Source organism: Ramlibacter cellulosilyticus (genome assembly GCF_014297465.1).
Taxonomy (GTDB): domain Bacteria; phylum Pseudomonadota; class Gammaproteobacteria; order Burkholderiales; family Burkholderiaceae_C; genus Ramlibacter; species Ramlibacter cellulosilyticus.
This window is the reverse complement of the sequence record NZ_JACORT010000014.1, coordinates 93,469-107,077: the sequence shown is the minus strand read 5'-3', so window position 1 is coordinate 107,077 and position 13,609 is coordinate 93,469. Positions and strand designations below refer to the sequence as shown.

General features: G+C 70.2%; 13 protein-coding genes and 1 other RNA gene. 8 read left to right on the top strand and 6 right to left on the bottom strand.

What is annotated here, in order from left to right:
• Window positions 1-48: 48 nt before the first annotated feature.
• Window positions 49-759, top strand: coding sequence for a DUF3025 domain-containing protein (locus tag H8N03_RS24265; RefSeq protein WP_354005173.1), 711 nt, complete (start codon window positions 49-51; stop codon window positions 757-759).
• Between the two features lie 69 nt (window positions 760-828).
• A complete protein-coding gene (gene htpX, locus H8N03_RS24260) occupies window positions 829-1,698 on the top strand; it encodes a protease HtpX (RefSeq protein WP_187078817.1) in 870 nt (289 codons plus the stop codon).
• Window positions 1,699-1,758: 60 nt separating this feature from the next.
• Here the strand turns inward: htpX and rnpB are convergent.
• The 4 genes from rnpB to H8N03_RS24240 all read right to left on the bottom strand — a co-directional run bounded on the left by rnpB (window position 1,759) and on the right by H8N03_RS24240 (window position 6,064).
• Window positions 1,759-2,087, bottom strand: an RNA gene (rnpB, locus tag H8N03_RS24255) — RNase P RNA component class A.
• A 28-nt stretch (window positions 2,088-2,115) separates the two neighbouring features.
• Window positions 2,116-3,195, bottom strand: coding sequence for a M48 family metallopeptidase (locus H8N03_RS24250; protein ID WP_255428380.1), 1,080 nt, complete (start codon window positions 3,193-3,195; stop codon window positions 2,116-2,118).
• Between the two features lie 2 nt (window positions 3,196-3,197).
• Window positions 3,198-4,391, bottom strand: a complete 1,194-nt coding sequence (locus H8N03_RS24245; protein ID WP_187078816.1) for a YjgN family protein — start codon at window positions 4,389-4,391, stop codon at window positions 3,198-3,200.
• A gap of 38 nt (window positions 4,392-4,429) precedes the next feature.
• Window positions 4,430-6,064 carry an MBL fold metallo-hydrolase gene (locus tag H8N03_RS24240; RefSeq protein ID WP_187078815.1) on the bottom strand — a complete coding sequence of 545 codons (1,635 nt, stop codon included), beginning with the start codon at window positions 6,062-6,064 and terminating at the stop codon, window positions 4,430-4,432.
• Between the two features lie 28 nt (window positions 6,065-6,092).
• Here H8N03_RS24240 and H8N03_RS24235 point away from each other — a divergent pair, with 28 nt between their 5' ends.
• Window positions 6,093-7,064, top strand: coding sequence for a tripartite tricarboxylate transporter substrate binding protein (locus H8N03_RS24235; protein ID WP_187078814.1), 972 nt, complete (start codon window positions 6,093-6,095; stop codon window positions 7,062-7,064).
• Window positions 7,065-7,112: 48 nt separating this feature from the next.
• Here H8N03_RS24235 and H8N03_RS24230 read toward each other — a convergent pair whose 3' ends face one another.
• Window positions 7,113-7,652: a carboxymuconolactone decarboxylase family protein gene (locus H8N03_RS24230; RefSeq protein ID WP_187078813.1), complete on the bottom strand. Its 540-nt coding sequence runs from the start codon at window positions 7,650-7,652 to the stop codon at window positions 7,113-7,115.
• Between the two features lie 80 nt (window positions 7,653-7,732).
• Here H8N03_RS24230 and H8N03_RS24225 point away from each other — a divergent pair, with 80 nt between their 5' ends.
• Complete coding sequence (locus H8N03_RS24225; protein WP_187078812.1) at window positions 7,733-8,728, top strand: Bug family tripartite tricarboxylate transporter substrate binding protein; 996 nt, start codon at window positions 7,733-7,735, stop codon at window positions 8,726-8,728.
• Between the two features lie 89 nt (window positions 8,729-8,817).
• Here the strand turns inward: H8N03_RS24225 and H8N03_RS24220 are convergent, their stop codons facing one another.
• On the bottom strand, window positions 8,818-10,323 hold the full coding sequence (locus H8N03_RS24220; protein ID WP_187078811.1) for an FAD/NAD(P)-binding protein: 1,506 nt from the start codon (window positions 10,321-10,323) through the stop codon (window positions 8,818-8,820).
• 17 nt (window positions 10,324-10,340) lie between these two features.
• On the opposite strand from H8N03_RS24220, the gene H8N03_RS24215 reads away from it, so the two are divergent.
• The 4 genes from H8N03_RS24215 to H8N03_RS24200 all read left to right on the top strand — a co-directional run bounded on the left by H8N03_RS24215 (window position 10,341) and on the right by H8N03_RS24200 (window position 13,605).
• On the top strand, window positions 10,341-10,973 hold the full coding sequence (locus H8N03_RS24215; protein ID WP_187078810.1) for a 2-hydroxychromene-2-carboxylate isomerase: 633 nt from the start codon (window positions 10,341-10,343) through the stop codon (window positions 10,971-10,973).
• Window positions 10,974-10,980: 7 nt separating this feature from the next.
• The gene (gene dapF, locus H8N03_RS24210) at window positions 10,981-11,850 is read left to right on the top strand and encodes a diaminopimelate epimerase (RefSeq protein ID WP_187078809.1); all 870 of its coding nucleotides are present in this window, start codon (window positions 10,981-10,983) and stop codon (window positions 11,848-11,850) included.
• A 16-nt stretch (window positions 11,851-11,866) separates the two neighbouring features.
• A complete protein-coding gene (locus tag H8N03_RS24205) occupies window positions 11,867-12,544 on the top strand; it encodes a DUF484 family protein (RefSeq protein ID WP_187078808.1) in 678 nt (225 codons plus the stop codon).
• Window positions 12,545-12,681: 137 nt separating this feature from the next.
• Window positions 12,682-13,605 (top strand): tyrosine recombinase XerC, encoded by a 924-nt coding sequence (locus H8N03_RS24200; protein ID WP_187078807.1) that lies wholly within the window; start codon window positions 12,682-12,684, stop codon window positions 13,603-13,605.
• Window positions 13,606-13,609: the final 4 nt, after the last annotated feature.

The window sequence follows — 13,609 nt, the reverse complement described above, 5'->3', positions numbered from 1 at the left end:
GACTGGGCGCAGCCCTGGTACGGGCCTTGGCGCGCGCAGGGCGAACCGGTGGCCGCGCGCATCGCGCAAGGCGCGCCGCCGCACGAAGCACTCTCCGCGCTCGGCGCGCCCGTGCGCTTCGTCGCGCAGGAGCAGCTGCCCGCCGACGAGCCGTATGAGCAGTTCATCCGCGAGACCGGCCTGTGCCCCGTCCGTCCCGGGCTGCACGACTTCTTCAACGGACTCGTCTGGCACGCCTTCCCGCAGTCCAAGGCGGCGCTGAACCGCCTCCAGGCCGCGGAGATCGCGCGCGATGGCATCGGCGCGCGCCGCGGCCCGGTGCGCGATGCGATCACCGTGTTCGACGAGAACGGCGCCCTGCTGCAGGCGCCGCAGCCGCTGTGGGATGCGCTGCTGGCGCGCGAGTGGCGGCGGCTGTTCGTGGAGCTGCGGCCGCTGTGGCGCGAGGCACGCCTGGTGATCTTCGGACACGCGCTGCTGGAGCAGCTTGCCGTGCCGCGAAAAGGCCTGACCGCCCATGTGTGGCGCGGGGACGCTGCTCTGGATTCAGGAGCAGGCGCCGACGCCTGGCTGGCGGCACGATGCACCGCGGAAGTGCTCGCCACCAAGCCTTTCACCCCGCTGCCGGTGCTCGGCATCCCCGGCTGGTGGCCCGGAAACGAGAACTTTTCCTTTTATGATGACTCTCTCGTATTCCGTCCACGCAAGACGCCAGAAGCCACCACAACAACAACGTCCGCGGGCCCCTCGCGCTCTTGATTTCCGGTTGGCGCAACCTCAACTGGCGCGCGAGGGTGAATGTCTTCCACCCTTCGGAGCTTCCAAACAATGAAACGCATCCTCCTCTTCCTGGCAACCAACCTCGCCGTGGTCGTCGTCCTCGGCGTCGTCGCGAGCCTGCTGGGGGTCAACCGCTACCTCACCGCCAACGGCCTGAACCTCGGGGCCCTGCTGGTGTTCGCCTTCATCATGGGCTTCGGTGGCGCCATCATCTCGCTGCTGATCTCCAAGCCGGTCGCCAAGTGGTCCTCGGGCGTGCAGGTCATCACCGGCACCGAAGGCCCGGACGAAGCCTGGATCGTGAACACGGTCCGCAAGTTCGCCGACCAGGCCGGCATCGGCATGCCGGAAGTCGGCGTGTTCCCGGGCGAACCCAACGCCTTCGCCACCGGCGCCTTCAAGAACAACGCGCTGGTCGCGGTGTCCACGGGCCTGCTGCAAGGCATGACCCGCGAGGAAGTCGAGGCCGTGATCGGCCACGAGGTCGCGCACATCGCCAACGGCGACATGGTCACGATGACGCTGATCCAGGGCGTGATGAACACCTTCGTCGTGTTCCTCTCGCGGGTGATCGGCTACCTGGTCGACGGCTGGCTGAACCGCGGCGAGCAGCGCTCGGGCCCCGGCATCGGCTACTTCGTGACCACGATCGTGCTGGACATCCTGCTCGGCTTCCTGGCCGCCATCATCGTGGCCTGGTTCTCGCGCCAGCGCGAATTCCGCGCCGACCGCGGCGCCGCGCAGCTGATGGGGCGCAAGCAGCCGATGATCAACGCGCTCGCCCGCCTGGGCGGCATGGTCCCCGGCGAGCTGCCCAAGGGCCTGCAGACCGCGGGCATCACGTCCGGCGTGGGCAAGCTGTTCTCGACGCACCCGCCGATCGAGGAGCGCATCGCGGCGCTGCAGAACGCGCAGTAAGCGCTTCGCGCGACGAAAGAAAAAGGCCGCCCTCGGGCGGCCTTTTTGCTGCGGCGTTAAGTGTGAAGTCCGCCGATACGCCGGATCTTGTGCACCCGGTTGCCCGGGCGTGACCATCATTCTTCTGGGCCGGGGGTCGCCCCCACGGCTCGATGCTACCTACCCGCCAGCTCCGCGGGACCACGTCAACGCTGGCCTATTTGGTATTGCTGCGCGTAGAGATTGCCCGTTTCACCCCCGGAAGCTTGCACCTCCGGGACTACGTCTCTGTTGCTCTGATCCTCACCTCGCGGTGGACAGGTGTTACCTGCTACGCTGCCCTGTGCAGTCCGGACGTTCCTCCAGTGCGGCCTTTCGGCACTTGCACCAGCGACGGCCTGGCGGGCTTCACGGACGGGATTATCCCAGCTCGGGAGATCACCTGCAGGCACTCTCTCCGCGCTTCAATGCCTCGGCCCGCTGCGGCGTCGCCGGGTGGCTGCTCAGGAGCTCGGTCCAGCCGGCGCTTTCGCCCGCCTTCGCCCCGTGGTCCATCTTCATCAGCAGGTCCGCCATGGGGGCCGTCCTGCCGCCCGTGCGCGCCATGAGGGCCACGGCGAAGCAGTCGGCCTCGCTCTCGTGGCTGCGGCGGTAGGAGAGGCCGGTGAGCATCGAGCCGCCGATGGAAGCGAGCCAGGAGACGTCGCCCAGCGCGAGCCCGAGGCCCACGTTCAGCACGCCTTGCTCCACCACCAGGCGCGTGGCGTGCCGGTGCAGCACGTGGCCGATCTCGTGCGCCAGCACGCCGACCAAGGCCTCGTCGCCCAGCTGGTGCTTGTCCGCCAGTTCGACGATCCCGTCGGTCATCACGACGGTGCCTCCGGGCAGCGCGAAGGCATTGGCGCCCATGCCGTGGCGGAAGTGCAGTTCCAGTTTCGGCTGGTAGCCGGGATAGCGCCGCAGCTCCGCGGGCAGGTTCGCCGCCAGCGCGTCGAAGCGCGCGCGCAGCGCCGCCTGGCGCTGCGCCGGCAGCTTGCTGGGCTTGAGCCACTCCCCGTCGATGTCGCGCAGCGCGCGCTGCGTCAGGTCGGTTTCCCAGGACAGCGGCACCTGGCGCGTGAGCTGCGTCGCCACCCAGGGCGTGCCCCAGCGATAGAAGGCGAGCACGACGGCAACGACGGCGAGCAGCACCACGGCGAAAGTCGTCCAGCGCGTCTGCATGCGCGTGGCGACGGTGGCCTGGTAGCCGGCGGCGCCCAGCGCCTGCTCCCATGCAGCGGGATCCGATATCTCGAGGCTGCCCCGTGCCCCCAGGTCCACGACCACCTTGCGCGGGGCGCGCTTCGCGCTCCAGCGCTCCGGCCAGCGCACCTGCCGGTGCCGCAGGACCAGCGACTCGCCATCCTCGGCCTGCAGCGCCAGCGAAGGACCTTCGGCGGCCCGTTGCAGCCGTACTTCGACCGGCCGCGCCCCGCTGGTGCGGCCGTCGAACCAGAGCCCGGGCAGCGCGGCGGCCAAGGTCAGCCCACCAGTTCGAGGCCCACCGCGTCCGCGATGGCGTCGCCGACGGCGAGTTCCTCGCGCGCCAGCTGGCCGGCCAGCTGGTCGAGCCCGCCCTTGACGTGCAGCGTGACCGATTCGGCCTTCATGCGGTACTCGCTCACGCGCGCGAACGGCCGGTAGAAGCCCAGCGTGAGCAGCGAGAGGAACACGTTCTTCACGCGCAGCCCCACGTAGCGCCAGGGCCGCAGGCGGCACTTGAAGCGCGCCACCTTGCTCACGCCGATGTTGTTCCACACCAGCTGGAACATGCGCGCCTCGCGGTAGGCGCGCGCCGGCGCGGAGGCGAGGAACAGCAGGAAGGTGAAGGCGACGAACATGGCGACCATCATCAGCACCGCCGCGATGCCGCCGCCCTTCATGTTCTTCAGCAGCGCGAAGGAGCCGCCGAGCGTGGCCGCGATGATCGCCGCCACGAGCAGCACGACGCCGAGGAACACCGCCAGCGTGGCGGCCCAGATGCGCACGAAGTCGCCGAACTGCGGCTTCCAGCGGCCCGGCTGGCCGCCGATGCGGCCGCGCGCGACCATCAGGCTCTTGTAGTTGTATTCCAGCCGGATCGCGCACAGCACGCTGATCACCACCGCCGCGACGGCCACGCCGATCACCATGGGCAGCGAACGGTCCTGCCCCGGCTCCAGCAGCATGCCGATCTGCGCCAGCCCGCCCACCCACACGATGGCGAAGAAGAAGGCCGGCAGGCTCGCCCGGTACACCTCGGCCCAGCTCGCGGTGAACTGCAGCCGCACGCCGCGCCAGCGCGTCGCGTTGAAACGGAAGCGCATCGCGCTGGCCCAGAAGTAGGGCGCCAGTGCGGCGCCGCCCAGCAGCATGACGGCGACGACGGTGTCCTGCCCCGTCTGCGAGGCGACCTTCAGCGCCGCGTAGAGCGCGACGAAGAGCACGAAGCCGATCAGCATGCGCTTGGTCTGCGCCGTGAATTCGAGCGGGCTGCCCGCGACGAGCGTGTGGCCGTAGAAGTATTGCGCGGTGCGCCGGCGTGCGAGCGGCGTGTAGAAGCCGAGCGTCACGATCGAGAGCAGCAGGTTCACGATCCAGACGCGGAAGTACTCGCCGCCCGAGCCGCTGAATTCGAGCGGGTAGGCGGTGATGTCCGCGCGTGACGCGTGCGCGTGCGGGTCCTGCATTCCCATCCCCCAGTATTGTGCGGGGCAGTGTACCGGCGGGTGCGCTACCCGGCCAGTTGCAGCGCCTCGATGCGTTGTACGTGCGCCAGCAGGGACCGTTTCGCGATCGGCCACATGCGCGGGGGCACGTCGGCGTAGGCGATCTCCACCCAGTCCTCCAGCGTGCCGGAAGGCCGCTGGCGCATGGCTGCGAGGATGCGCGCTTCGCGCTGGAGGCGGTGGCCTTTCAGCATGCGGATCGCTTCTTTCGCGAAACCCAGCACATGCCCGTGGGCCGGAAGGATGAAGCCGATGCCAAATTCGTCACAGGCGGCGGACAGCCGGTCCAGCGAGTCGAGGTAGGCGGTCATGTCGCCGTCCGGCGGGTCGACGACCGTGGTGCTGCCGTTGAGGATGTGGTCGCCGGAGAAGAGCAGGCCGTCCTCCACCAGCACCAGGCACACGTGGTTGGCGGCGTGGCCCGGCGTGTGGATGGCCTTCAGGCTGTGCGTGCGCCCGTTGCCTTCCAGCACGAGCACCTCGCCGTCGGCGAGCACGCGGTCCGGCACGAAATGGCTGGCCGGCCGCGCCGTCGGCGCCGAGGGCAGCCCCAGGATCGGAGGCTGCACGCGGCACAGCGCCTGCAGCGGGCGCGCGCCCGGCGAGTGGTCCGCATGCGAGTGCGTGCAGACGATCAGGCGGATGTCGCCGTTGGTGGCGCGCCAGAGGCGCTGCTGGTGCTCCGGGTCCTCGGGGCCCGGGTCGATGACGACGTAGCCCGTGTCCGGGTCGCCCACGATGTAGCTGTTGGTGCCCGGGCCGGTCATCACGCCGGGGTTGGGCGCCGTCATGCGCGCGACGTTCTTCAGCAGCGGCACCGCATGGTCCATCTGCCAGTCGAGGTGGTGCAGCAGCTGGCCGTCGGGCGCGACGAGCGCGAGCTCGCCGTACTGCATCTCGTGCTCCATGTAGCGCGCCTCGGCGCCCTGCACGAAGCCGGCGCGCGGGCAACTGGTCCACAGCGGCTGCTCGCCGGCGCACGCGGCCAGCACCGCGTCGACGCTCGCGAACTTCTCCAGCCGCTCCAGCGTGCGGATGGTGGGGAAGATGATGAAGAACTGGCCCGCCTTGTGCCGCGCCAGCGCGTCGGCGGGGCGCACCCACACGGGTTCGAACTGTTCCGCCTCGTCGGCCACCGGGGACTGGTTCGCGGGCATGCGCGCGACGAGGAAAGGCACGTCGAAGCGGCGCGGCAGGTCGCGGTCCGTGATCCAGTGCGCGAGCAGGAAGACCTGGTCCGCCGCGAGCACCAGCCCGCGCTCGCGCACCTGCGGCGCGAAGGGGGCGTGGCGGTCCATCGTGGCGACGTCGGAGGCATCGGCGGGGCGGCCGTCGGCGTGGCGTGCGAGCAGCACCCCGAGCTCCTCGAAGCTCTCGCGGATGGCGGCGATGGCCTGCGTGAGGCGCTGCGCGTCCTGGCCGGGGCGGCGGGCCGCGAGCGCGTGCGCGTCCGCGTCCGCCGCATCGATGCCGCCGCCGGGGAACACGTAGGCGCCCGGGGCGAAGCTCGCGGTGGCGGAGCGGCGCGTCATCAGCACCTCCACGCCTTGGGGGCCGTCGCGCAGCAGCAGGACGGTGGCCGCGGGGCGGGGGACTGCGGGTTCTCGCTGAGCGTGCAGCAGCTGGCTGGCTCTTACCATGCCGGCGATTACATCACGCGGAGCCGCCATGACCCCCCGCAGAACCCTGCTTGCGCTCGCCCTCGCCGCCTGCGCGGCGCTGCCCGTCCAGGCCCAGGTCGGCGACTGGCCGAAGCGGCAGCCGGTCCGGCTCGTGTCGGTGTTTCCCCCGGGCGGCTCGGTGGACCAGGTGGCGCGCATCCTGGCGCAGCAGCTCACGCAGCAACTCGGCCAGACGGTGATCGTGGAGAACAAGGTGGGGGCCTCCGGCTCCATCGGCACGGGCTTCGTGGCGCACGCCGCGCCGGATGGCTACACGTACGCCGTCGTGTTCGATACGCACGGCGTGAACCCGAGCCTGATCCCGAACATGCCCTTCGATACGAAGAAGGACCTCGCCCCGGTGGCGCTGCTCGGGACGGCGCCGATGGTCATCGCGACGCCCGTGGCCTCCGAGTACAAGAGCTTCGGGGACGTGGTCGCCGCGTCGAAGGCGAAGAAGAACGTCAACTTCGGCACGGTCGGGAGCGGCAGCCTGGGCCACCTCGCGATGGCCTTGCTGGGCAAGAACGGCGGGCTGGAATGGACGCACGTGCCGTACAAGGGCGGCGGTCCGCTGATGCAGGACGCCGTGGCGGGCCACGTGCCGTTGTCGGTCGCCTCCATCGTCGTGACCAAGCCGCACATCGACAGCAAGCGCCTGCGCCCGCTGGCGGTCACCACGAGCAAGCGCTCGCCGGACCTGCCGGACGTGCCCACGGTCGCGGAAAGCGGCTACGCGGGCTTCGACGCGCCGGCCTGGTGGGGCGTGCTGACGTCCGCCAGGGTGCCGCCGGAGATCGTGCGGCGCATGAACGAGGAGATCAACAAGGCCCTGAAGAACCCCGAGGTGGCCGGCAAGCTGCAAGGGCAGGGCATGACGATCGTGGGCGGCACGCCCGAGGCGGCGAAAGCCTTCATCGACCAGCAGATCGATACGTGGGCGGTGGTGGTGAGGGAGAACAACATCAAGGCGGAATAGGTTCTGTCGTCCCCGCCTCTCCCGCCTTCGCGGGAATGACGGTGGCTCTTACTCCTCGGGCGACACGCCCAGCGCCACCAGGAACCTCGCCACCATGTTGTAGGTCGCAATCGCCGCCGTGATCTCCACCAGCTCGGTCGTCCCGAAGCGCTCCTGCATCTTCGCAAAGACCGCATCTTCCACCTTCACGTCCCGCGTCATCTGCGTGGCGTAGCGGGCGACCAGCGCCTCGTCGCCGGCGAGGCCCTGCGGCTCGCCTTGCGCCCCCGCTTTCACGTACGCCTGCAGCGCATCCAGCGCCGCCTGCGTGCCGCCTGCCGCCAGGTAGTCCGGGGCATGGTGGTGGTACTCGTAGTGCGCGCCCGTGAGCAGCGCCACGGTGCAGATGCCCAGCTCGCGCAGCTGCCGGCTCGCGCCCAGGCCGGTGCGCACCGCCTTCAGGTAGGTGTTCCAGCCGCGGGCGAGCGGCTCGCTCCAGAGCAGGGCGCGGTCGAGGTTGAGGAGTTCGCCGCCGCGGCGCTCCAGGATGGCTTGCACCAGGTCCTGCGGTTGCGGCTTGCCTTCGGGGGTCCAGTCGGGGATGCGCATGGCCCGCAGCATAAGCTCATGCTGGAAACGATCCATGGTGCTTGCCACAATGCGGCGTCACGCTTGTTGGAGTTCCTCGCATGAAAAAGACGTCCACCCTCCGCCGCGCCCTCGCGGCCACCCTGGCCGGCCTGGCCCTCGCGCCGCTCGCCCAGGCGCAGAACGACTGGCCGCAGCACCCGATCACGATGATCATGACCTTCCCCGCCGGCTCCGGCGTGGACGTGATCGGCCGGCTGATCCAGGAGCCACTGGGCAAGGCGCTCGGCCAGCCCATCGTCATCGACTACAAGGTGGGCGCCGCCGGCAACGTCGCGAGCGAGTACGTCTCGCGCGCCAGGCCGGACGGCTACACCGTGCTGTTCGGCACCGCCGCCACCCACGGCGTGAACGCCGCGCTGTACAAGAAGCTGCCCTTCGACGTGGAAGCCGACTTCGTGCCGGTCTCGCCGATCAACGACGTGTCGAACGTTCTCACGATCAACCCCGACGTGATCAACGTGAAGACGCTCAAGGAGTTCGCCGACACGGTGCGCGCGAACCCGGGCAAGTACAACTACGCGTCGACGGGCAACGGCACCGGCACGCACATGGCTTTCGCGGAGATGAACGCGAAGCTGGGCCTGAACATGGTGCACGTGCCTTACAAGGGCGGGCCGGAGGCGATCCAGGCCGTGCTGAAGGGCGAGACCTGCTGCATCATGAACCAGGTGCAGACGGTGCTGCCGCATGCCAAGGCGGGCAAGGTGCGCCTGCTGGCCGTGACCACGGGCAGGCGCGTGCCGGCGGTGCAGGACGTGCCGACCATTGCCGAAAGCGGCCTGCCGGGCACGCAGGGCTTCGACAGCTCCACCTGGTTCGCGATCTTCGCGCCCAAGGGCACGGACCCGGCCATCGTGGCGAAGATGAACACGGCGATCCGCCAGGTGCTGCAGCAGCCGGAGGTGAAGTCCAAGCTGGAAAGCATGGGCAACACCATCCGCCTGGAGACGCCGGAGCAGTTCAAGGCGACGGTGCACGCGAACCGGCTGAAGTGGGCGGAGGTGGTGAAGGCGGCGGGGGTGTCGATCGACTGAGGGCGCCCACCCGGAATGTAGGCTGGGTTGCGCGAAGCGCACCCCAGCGATGCGCGGGAGCGCTGGGGTTCGCTGGCGCGAAACCCAGCCTACTTGCGCTGCTCGGGGGGGACGTACCACTTCGTCGGCAACAGCTCCGGCTCCTCCAGCGCCTGCAGCCTCTCCCAATGCAGGTCCGCATCGGCGACGAACAAGTCCTTCGCGATGGATTGCGCCAGGCGCCCGGCGCCGATGGCCAGGCCGGGGATGTCGCCTGCCAGCGCGCCGTGGCTCATGGTGCTGCCCCAGTTGAACAGGTGCACGCTGGCCAGCGCATTCCGGTGCACCTCGCCCCGGGGACGCAGTTCGAAACCGGAGCCGAGGTAGGGGAAGCGCGCCGCTTCCACGTTGCGCTTCGCCTCGTCCGGATCCACGTGGTTCGCCCAGGTGTCGATCGCGCCGGCATAGCGCGCGAGCTCGGGGCGGTCCAGCAAGTCCACGTCGAAGCCAGTGCCGAAGATGACGGCGTCGAAGCGCTCGCTGCCGGACGGCGTCGTGACCTGCACGCCATCCGCTTGCGGCCGCACGTCCGTCCACGGCGTGCCGAGCCGCAGCGTGAAGCCGGCATGCGCATCGCAGCGCCGCACCGTCTCCCACGGCGGCGGCACCTGCTCGTCGAAGATGTAGGTGTAGAAGCGCCACTTGCGCGCGTCGTCCAGCGACTCGAAGCCGCGGAAGAAGCCGGCGAAGGACGTCCACTTGCTCTTGTTCACCTGCGGCAGGAAGGACCGGCGCGCGAACAGGTCCACCTGCGCGCCGGCTTCCAGCGCGCAGGCCGCGTTGTCGAACGCCGATGCGCCCGCACCCAGCACGCCGACCCGCTTGCCGCGCAGCGCCTCGAAGTCGATCGCATCCGCGGAATGGAAGACGCGGCCGGCGCCGAGCGGATCGTCGCGGCGCAGGGAGGGGAATTCCGGCCAGCGCGGCGCGCCGCTGCCGTCGCGACCCAACGCCAGCACGATCTTGCGGGCCCAGACGGTTTCCTCCCCGCGCGGCGAGGCCAGGCGCGCGCGCAGCAGCCCGCCCTGGTCCTCCACGGCAAGCAGGGACACGCCGTTCTCCACCGGCAGGCCCACCGTGTCGCGCACCCACAGCAGGTAGTCGCGCCAGTCGATGCGCCCCACCTTGTGCAGCGCGGCCCAGCCGGCGTCGCCGTGCTGCGCCTCGTACCAGGCGCGGAAGGTGAGCGACGGCACGCCCAGGTCCGGGCCGGTCAGGTGCTTGGGGCTGCGCAGCGTGAGCATGCGCGCGTAGGTGCCCCAAGGGCCTTCTTCGCCGCGGGCGGCGCGGTCGACCACGCGGATGTTGGCCATGCCTTCGCGCAGCAGCGCGTAGGCCGCGGTCTGGCCGCACATGCCGGCGCCGGCCACGAGCACGTCCAGCACGGGCGAGCCGTCGGGCGTGGTCGTGGGCGGTACCCAGTTGGCGGGCGGGAAGTTCAGGCGCGCGAGGTCGGCGCGGGCGTCGCGGGCGAGCCGCGCCAGCGCGGCGTCGTCGCGCGGGGAAGCGATCGCCTGCGGCGGAACGGGCGGCAGGGCGGGGGAAGCAGGGGTCACGGGCAGATAATTCGCGGATGACGATTCAACTGGACTGCTATTACAGCCTGTCATCGCCGTGGGCCTATTTTGCCGGGCCCCAGCTGCAGGACATCGTGCGCCGGCACAAGGTGAAGCTGGTGCTCAAGCCCTACGACTTCCAGGCCGTCATCCCCAAGACGGGCGGCGTGCCGATCCGCACCCGGCCGGAGCCGCGGCGCACCTACCACGACGAGGAGCTCGCCCGCTGGGGCCAGTACCTCGGCATGCCCATCGTGACCCAGCCGGCGCACTACCCGCGCTACGAGGTGCAGGACAAGGACTGGAACAAGTACGCGGGCTGGATGGTGATCGCCGCGCAACAGCAGGGCCTGGACGCCTTCGTGCTCTCGCACGCGCTGCTGCGCGCCCTGTGGGCCGAGGAGCGCGACACCTCCAGGCCCGAGGTCCGCATCGCCATCGCCGACGAGAACGGCTACGACGGCAAGGCGCTGCACGCCCTGGAGAAGGCCCCGGCGGTGCTGCAGCAATACCAGGCGTACAGCGACGAGGCCGAGCGCCTGGGCGTCTTCGGCGCGCCGACCTTCATCATCGGCGGTACCACCGAGCGCTTCTGGGGCCAGGACCGCCTGTTCTTCGTGGATCGCGCGCTCGAGCGTCTGCGGGGATAATCGCCGCATGCGCATCCGTTTCACCAAGATGCAGGGAGCGGGCAACGACTTCATCGTGCTCGATGAAACGCGCCAGCGCCTGGACCTCACCCCCGCCCAGTACCGGCAGCTTGCCGACCGCCACTTCGGCGTGGGCGCGGACCAGATCCTCACCGTCCGCCCCAGTCCCGCCCCCGGCGTGGACTTCGAGTACGTGATCCACAACGCCGACGGCGGCGAGGTGGAGCAGTGCGGCAACGGGGCGCGCTGCTTCGCCCGCTACGTGGCGGACAAGGGGCTCACGCGCAGCGACCGCATCAAGGTGCAGACCCTCTCCGGCGTGATCGAGCCGCGGCTGAACGCCGATGGGCGCGTCACCGTGGACATGGGCAAGCCCGTCTTCCGCCTGGAGGACGTGCCTTTCGTGGCCGCGGGGCTCAGCCCGCACAAGGAAGGCGCCTGGGAGAAGTGGCACCTGGCGCTGGGTACGCATGCGGAGTCGGAGATCGTCGCCGTCGCGGTGCTGTCCATGGGCAACCCGCACGCGGTGCAGGAAGTGGCCGACGTCGACCGCGCGCCGGTGGCGAAGCAAGGCCCCCTCATCGAGCACCACTCGCGCTTCCCGAAGCGCGTGAACGCGGGCTTCATGCAGGTCGTGGACCGCGGCCGCATCCGGCTGCGCGTGTTCGAGCGCGGCGCCGGCGAGACGCTCGCCTGCGGCACGGGCGCCTGCGCCGCCGTGGTCGCGGGCATCCGCCTGGGCAAGCTCGACGCGCGCGTGGACGTGGAGACGCGCGGCGGCCTGCTCACGATCGAATGGGCCGGCGGCGACGCCCCGGTGCTCATGACCGGTCCCGCCGTGACGGTCTTCGAAGGCGAAATCGAATTGCAGGAGTGAGGACGGCTTGGAACCCATGAATCCGATCACGGAAGACGACATCGCCAACTACCTGGCGAACAGCCCCGATTTCTTCGAGCGGCACGCGGAGCTGCTCGCTTCCGTGCACCTCACCAGCCCGCACGGCAACCGCGCCGTGAGCCTGCAGGAGCGGCAGGCGGAGATGCTGCGCGAGAAGATCAAGGCGCTGGAGCACCGCATCATGGACATGGTGCGGCACGGCAACGAGAACATGGTGATCTCGGACCGCATCCACCGCTGGGCGAAGTCCCTGCTGCTGGTGCAGTCCACGCGCGCGCTGCCGGCCACGCTGGTGGCGGAGCTCGAGCGGGAGTTCATGATCCCGCAGGTGGCGCTGAAAGTGTGGGACGTGGATGCGCGCTACGCGCAGGACCCGTTCGCGCAGGGCGTGAGCGAGGACGCGAAGAGCTTCGCCTCGTCGCTCGCGCAGCCCTATTGCGGCGTGGTGTCCGGCGTGGAGGCGGTCAGCTGGCTGCCGGACCCGTCCACGGCGATGTCGATCGCGCTGATCGCCTTGCGTCCCGGCGCGGTCAACGGCTCGGGCCCCGCCTTCGGCATGCTGGTGCTGGCCTCGCCGGACCCGCAGCGCTTCCAGTCCGGATTTGCCACGGACTTCCTGGAACGCATCGCCGAACTCGCGAGCGCCGCCCTCTCGCGGCTGCGCCCTCGGTGATGGCCCACCCCCGAAGCGCCTTCGGCGCCTCCCCCCAAGGGGGCGCCACCAGCGGCCCGGCCAAGCCGGTTCCGCGGTGGCCCTGGACGCGCGTGTGCGCCTTGCCGCCGCCGTGCTCTTGAGCGGAGGGAATTGAAGTGGAAGCGGACGCCGGGCTGGTCGAGCGCTACCTCGAACACGTCCGCGTCGAGAAGCGGCTCGCGGCGCGCACCGTGGAGCTCTATGCGCTGGACCTGCAGAAGCTGACGGAGAACGCGGCGAAAGCCGGCGTGCCGCTGCTGCAGGTGCAGAACGCGCACATCCGGCGCTGGGTGGCGCAGATGCATGGCGGCGGACGTTCCGGGCGCGGCATTGCGCTGATCCTCTCCGGCTGGCGGGGCTTCTATGCCTGGCTGGGGCGCGAAAGCCTCGTGCAGGCCAATCCCGTGCAGGACGTGCGTGCGCCCAAGGCGCCCAAGCCGCTGCCGAAGGCCCTGAGCGTGGACGACGCGGTGCAGCTCGCGGAGTTCAGCGCGGAAGAAGCGGATCCGTGGATGGAGGCGCGCGACGCGGCCATCGTCGAACTGCTCTATGGCTGCGGGCTGCGCGTGGGCGAGCTGGTGGGGCTCGACGCGCAGGCGAGCCGGGAAGCCAGGGGCTGGGTGGACCTGGAGGCGGGCGAGGCGCACGTGCTGGGCAAGGGCAGCAAGCGGCGCACGGTGCCCGTGGGGCGCAAGGCGATCGAGGCCTTGCGGCACTGGTTGAAGGTGCGGACGCCCGGTGTCGCGGCGAAGGATCCCGCGCTGTTCCTGGGGCGGCACGGGCAGCGCCTGAGCGCGCAGGCGATCTGGCAGCGCCTGAAGCAGCGCAGCCTGCAGGCGGGGCTGGCCACGCCGGTGCATCCGCACATGCTGCGGCACTCCTTCGCGAGCCACGTGCTGCAATCCAGCGGCGACTTGCGCGCGGTGCAGGAGCTGCTGGGGCACGCGAACATCGGGACGACGCAGGTCTATACGCGGCTGGATTTCCAGCATTTGGCCAAGGCGTACGACGCGGCGCATCCGCGGGCGAAGAGGAAGTAGGCGT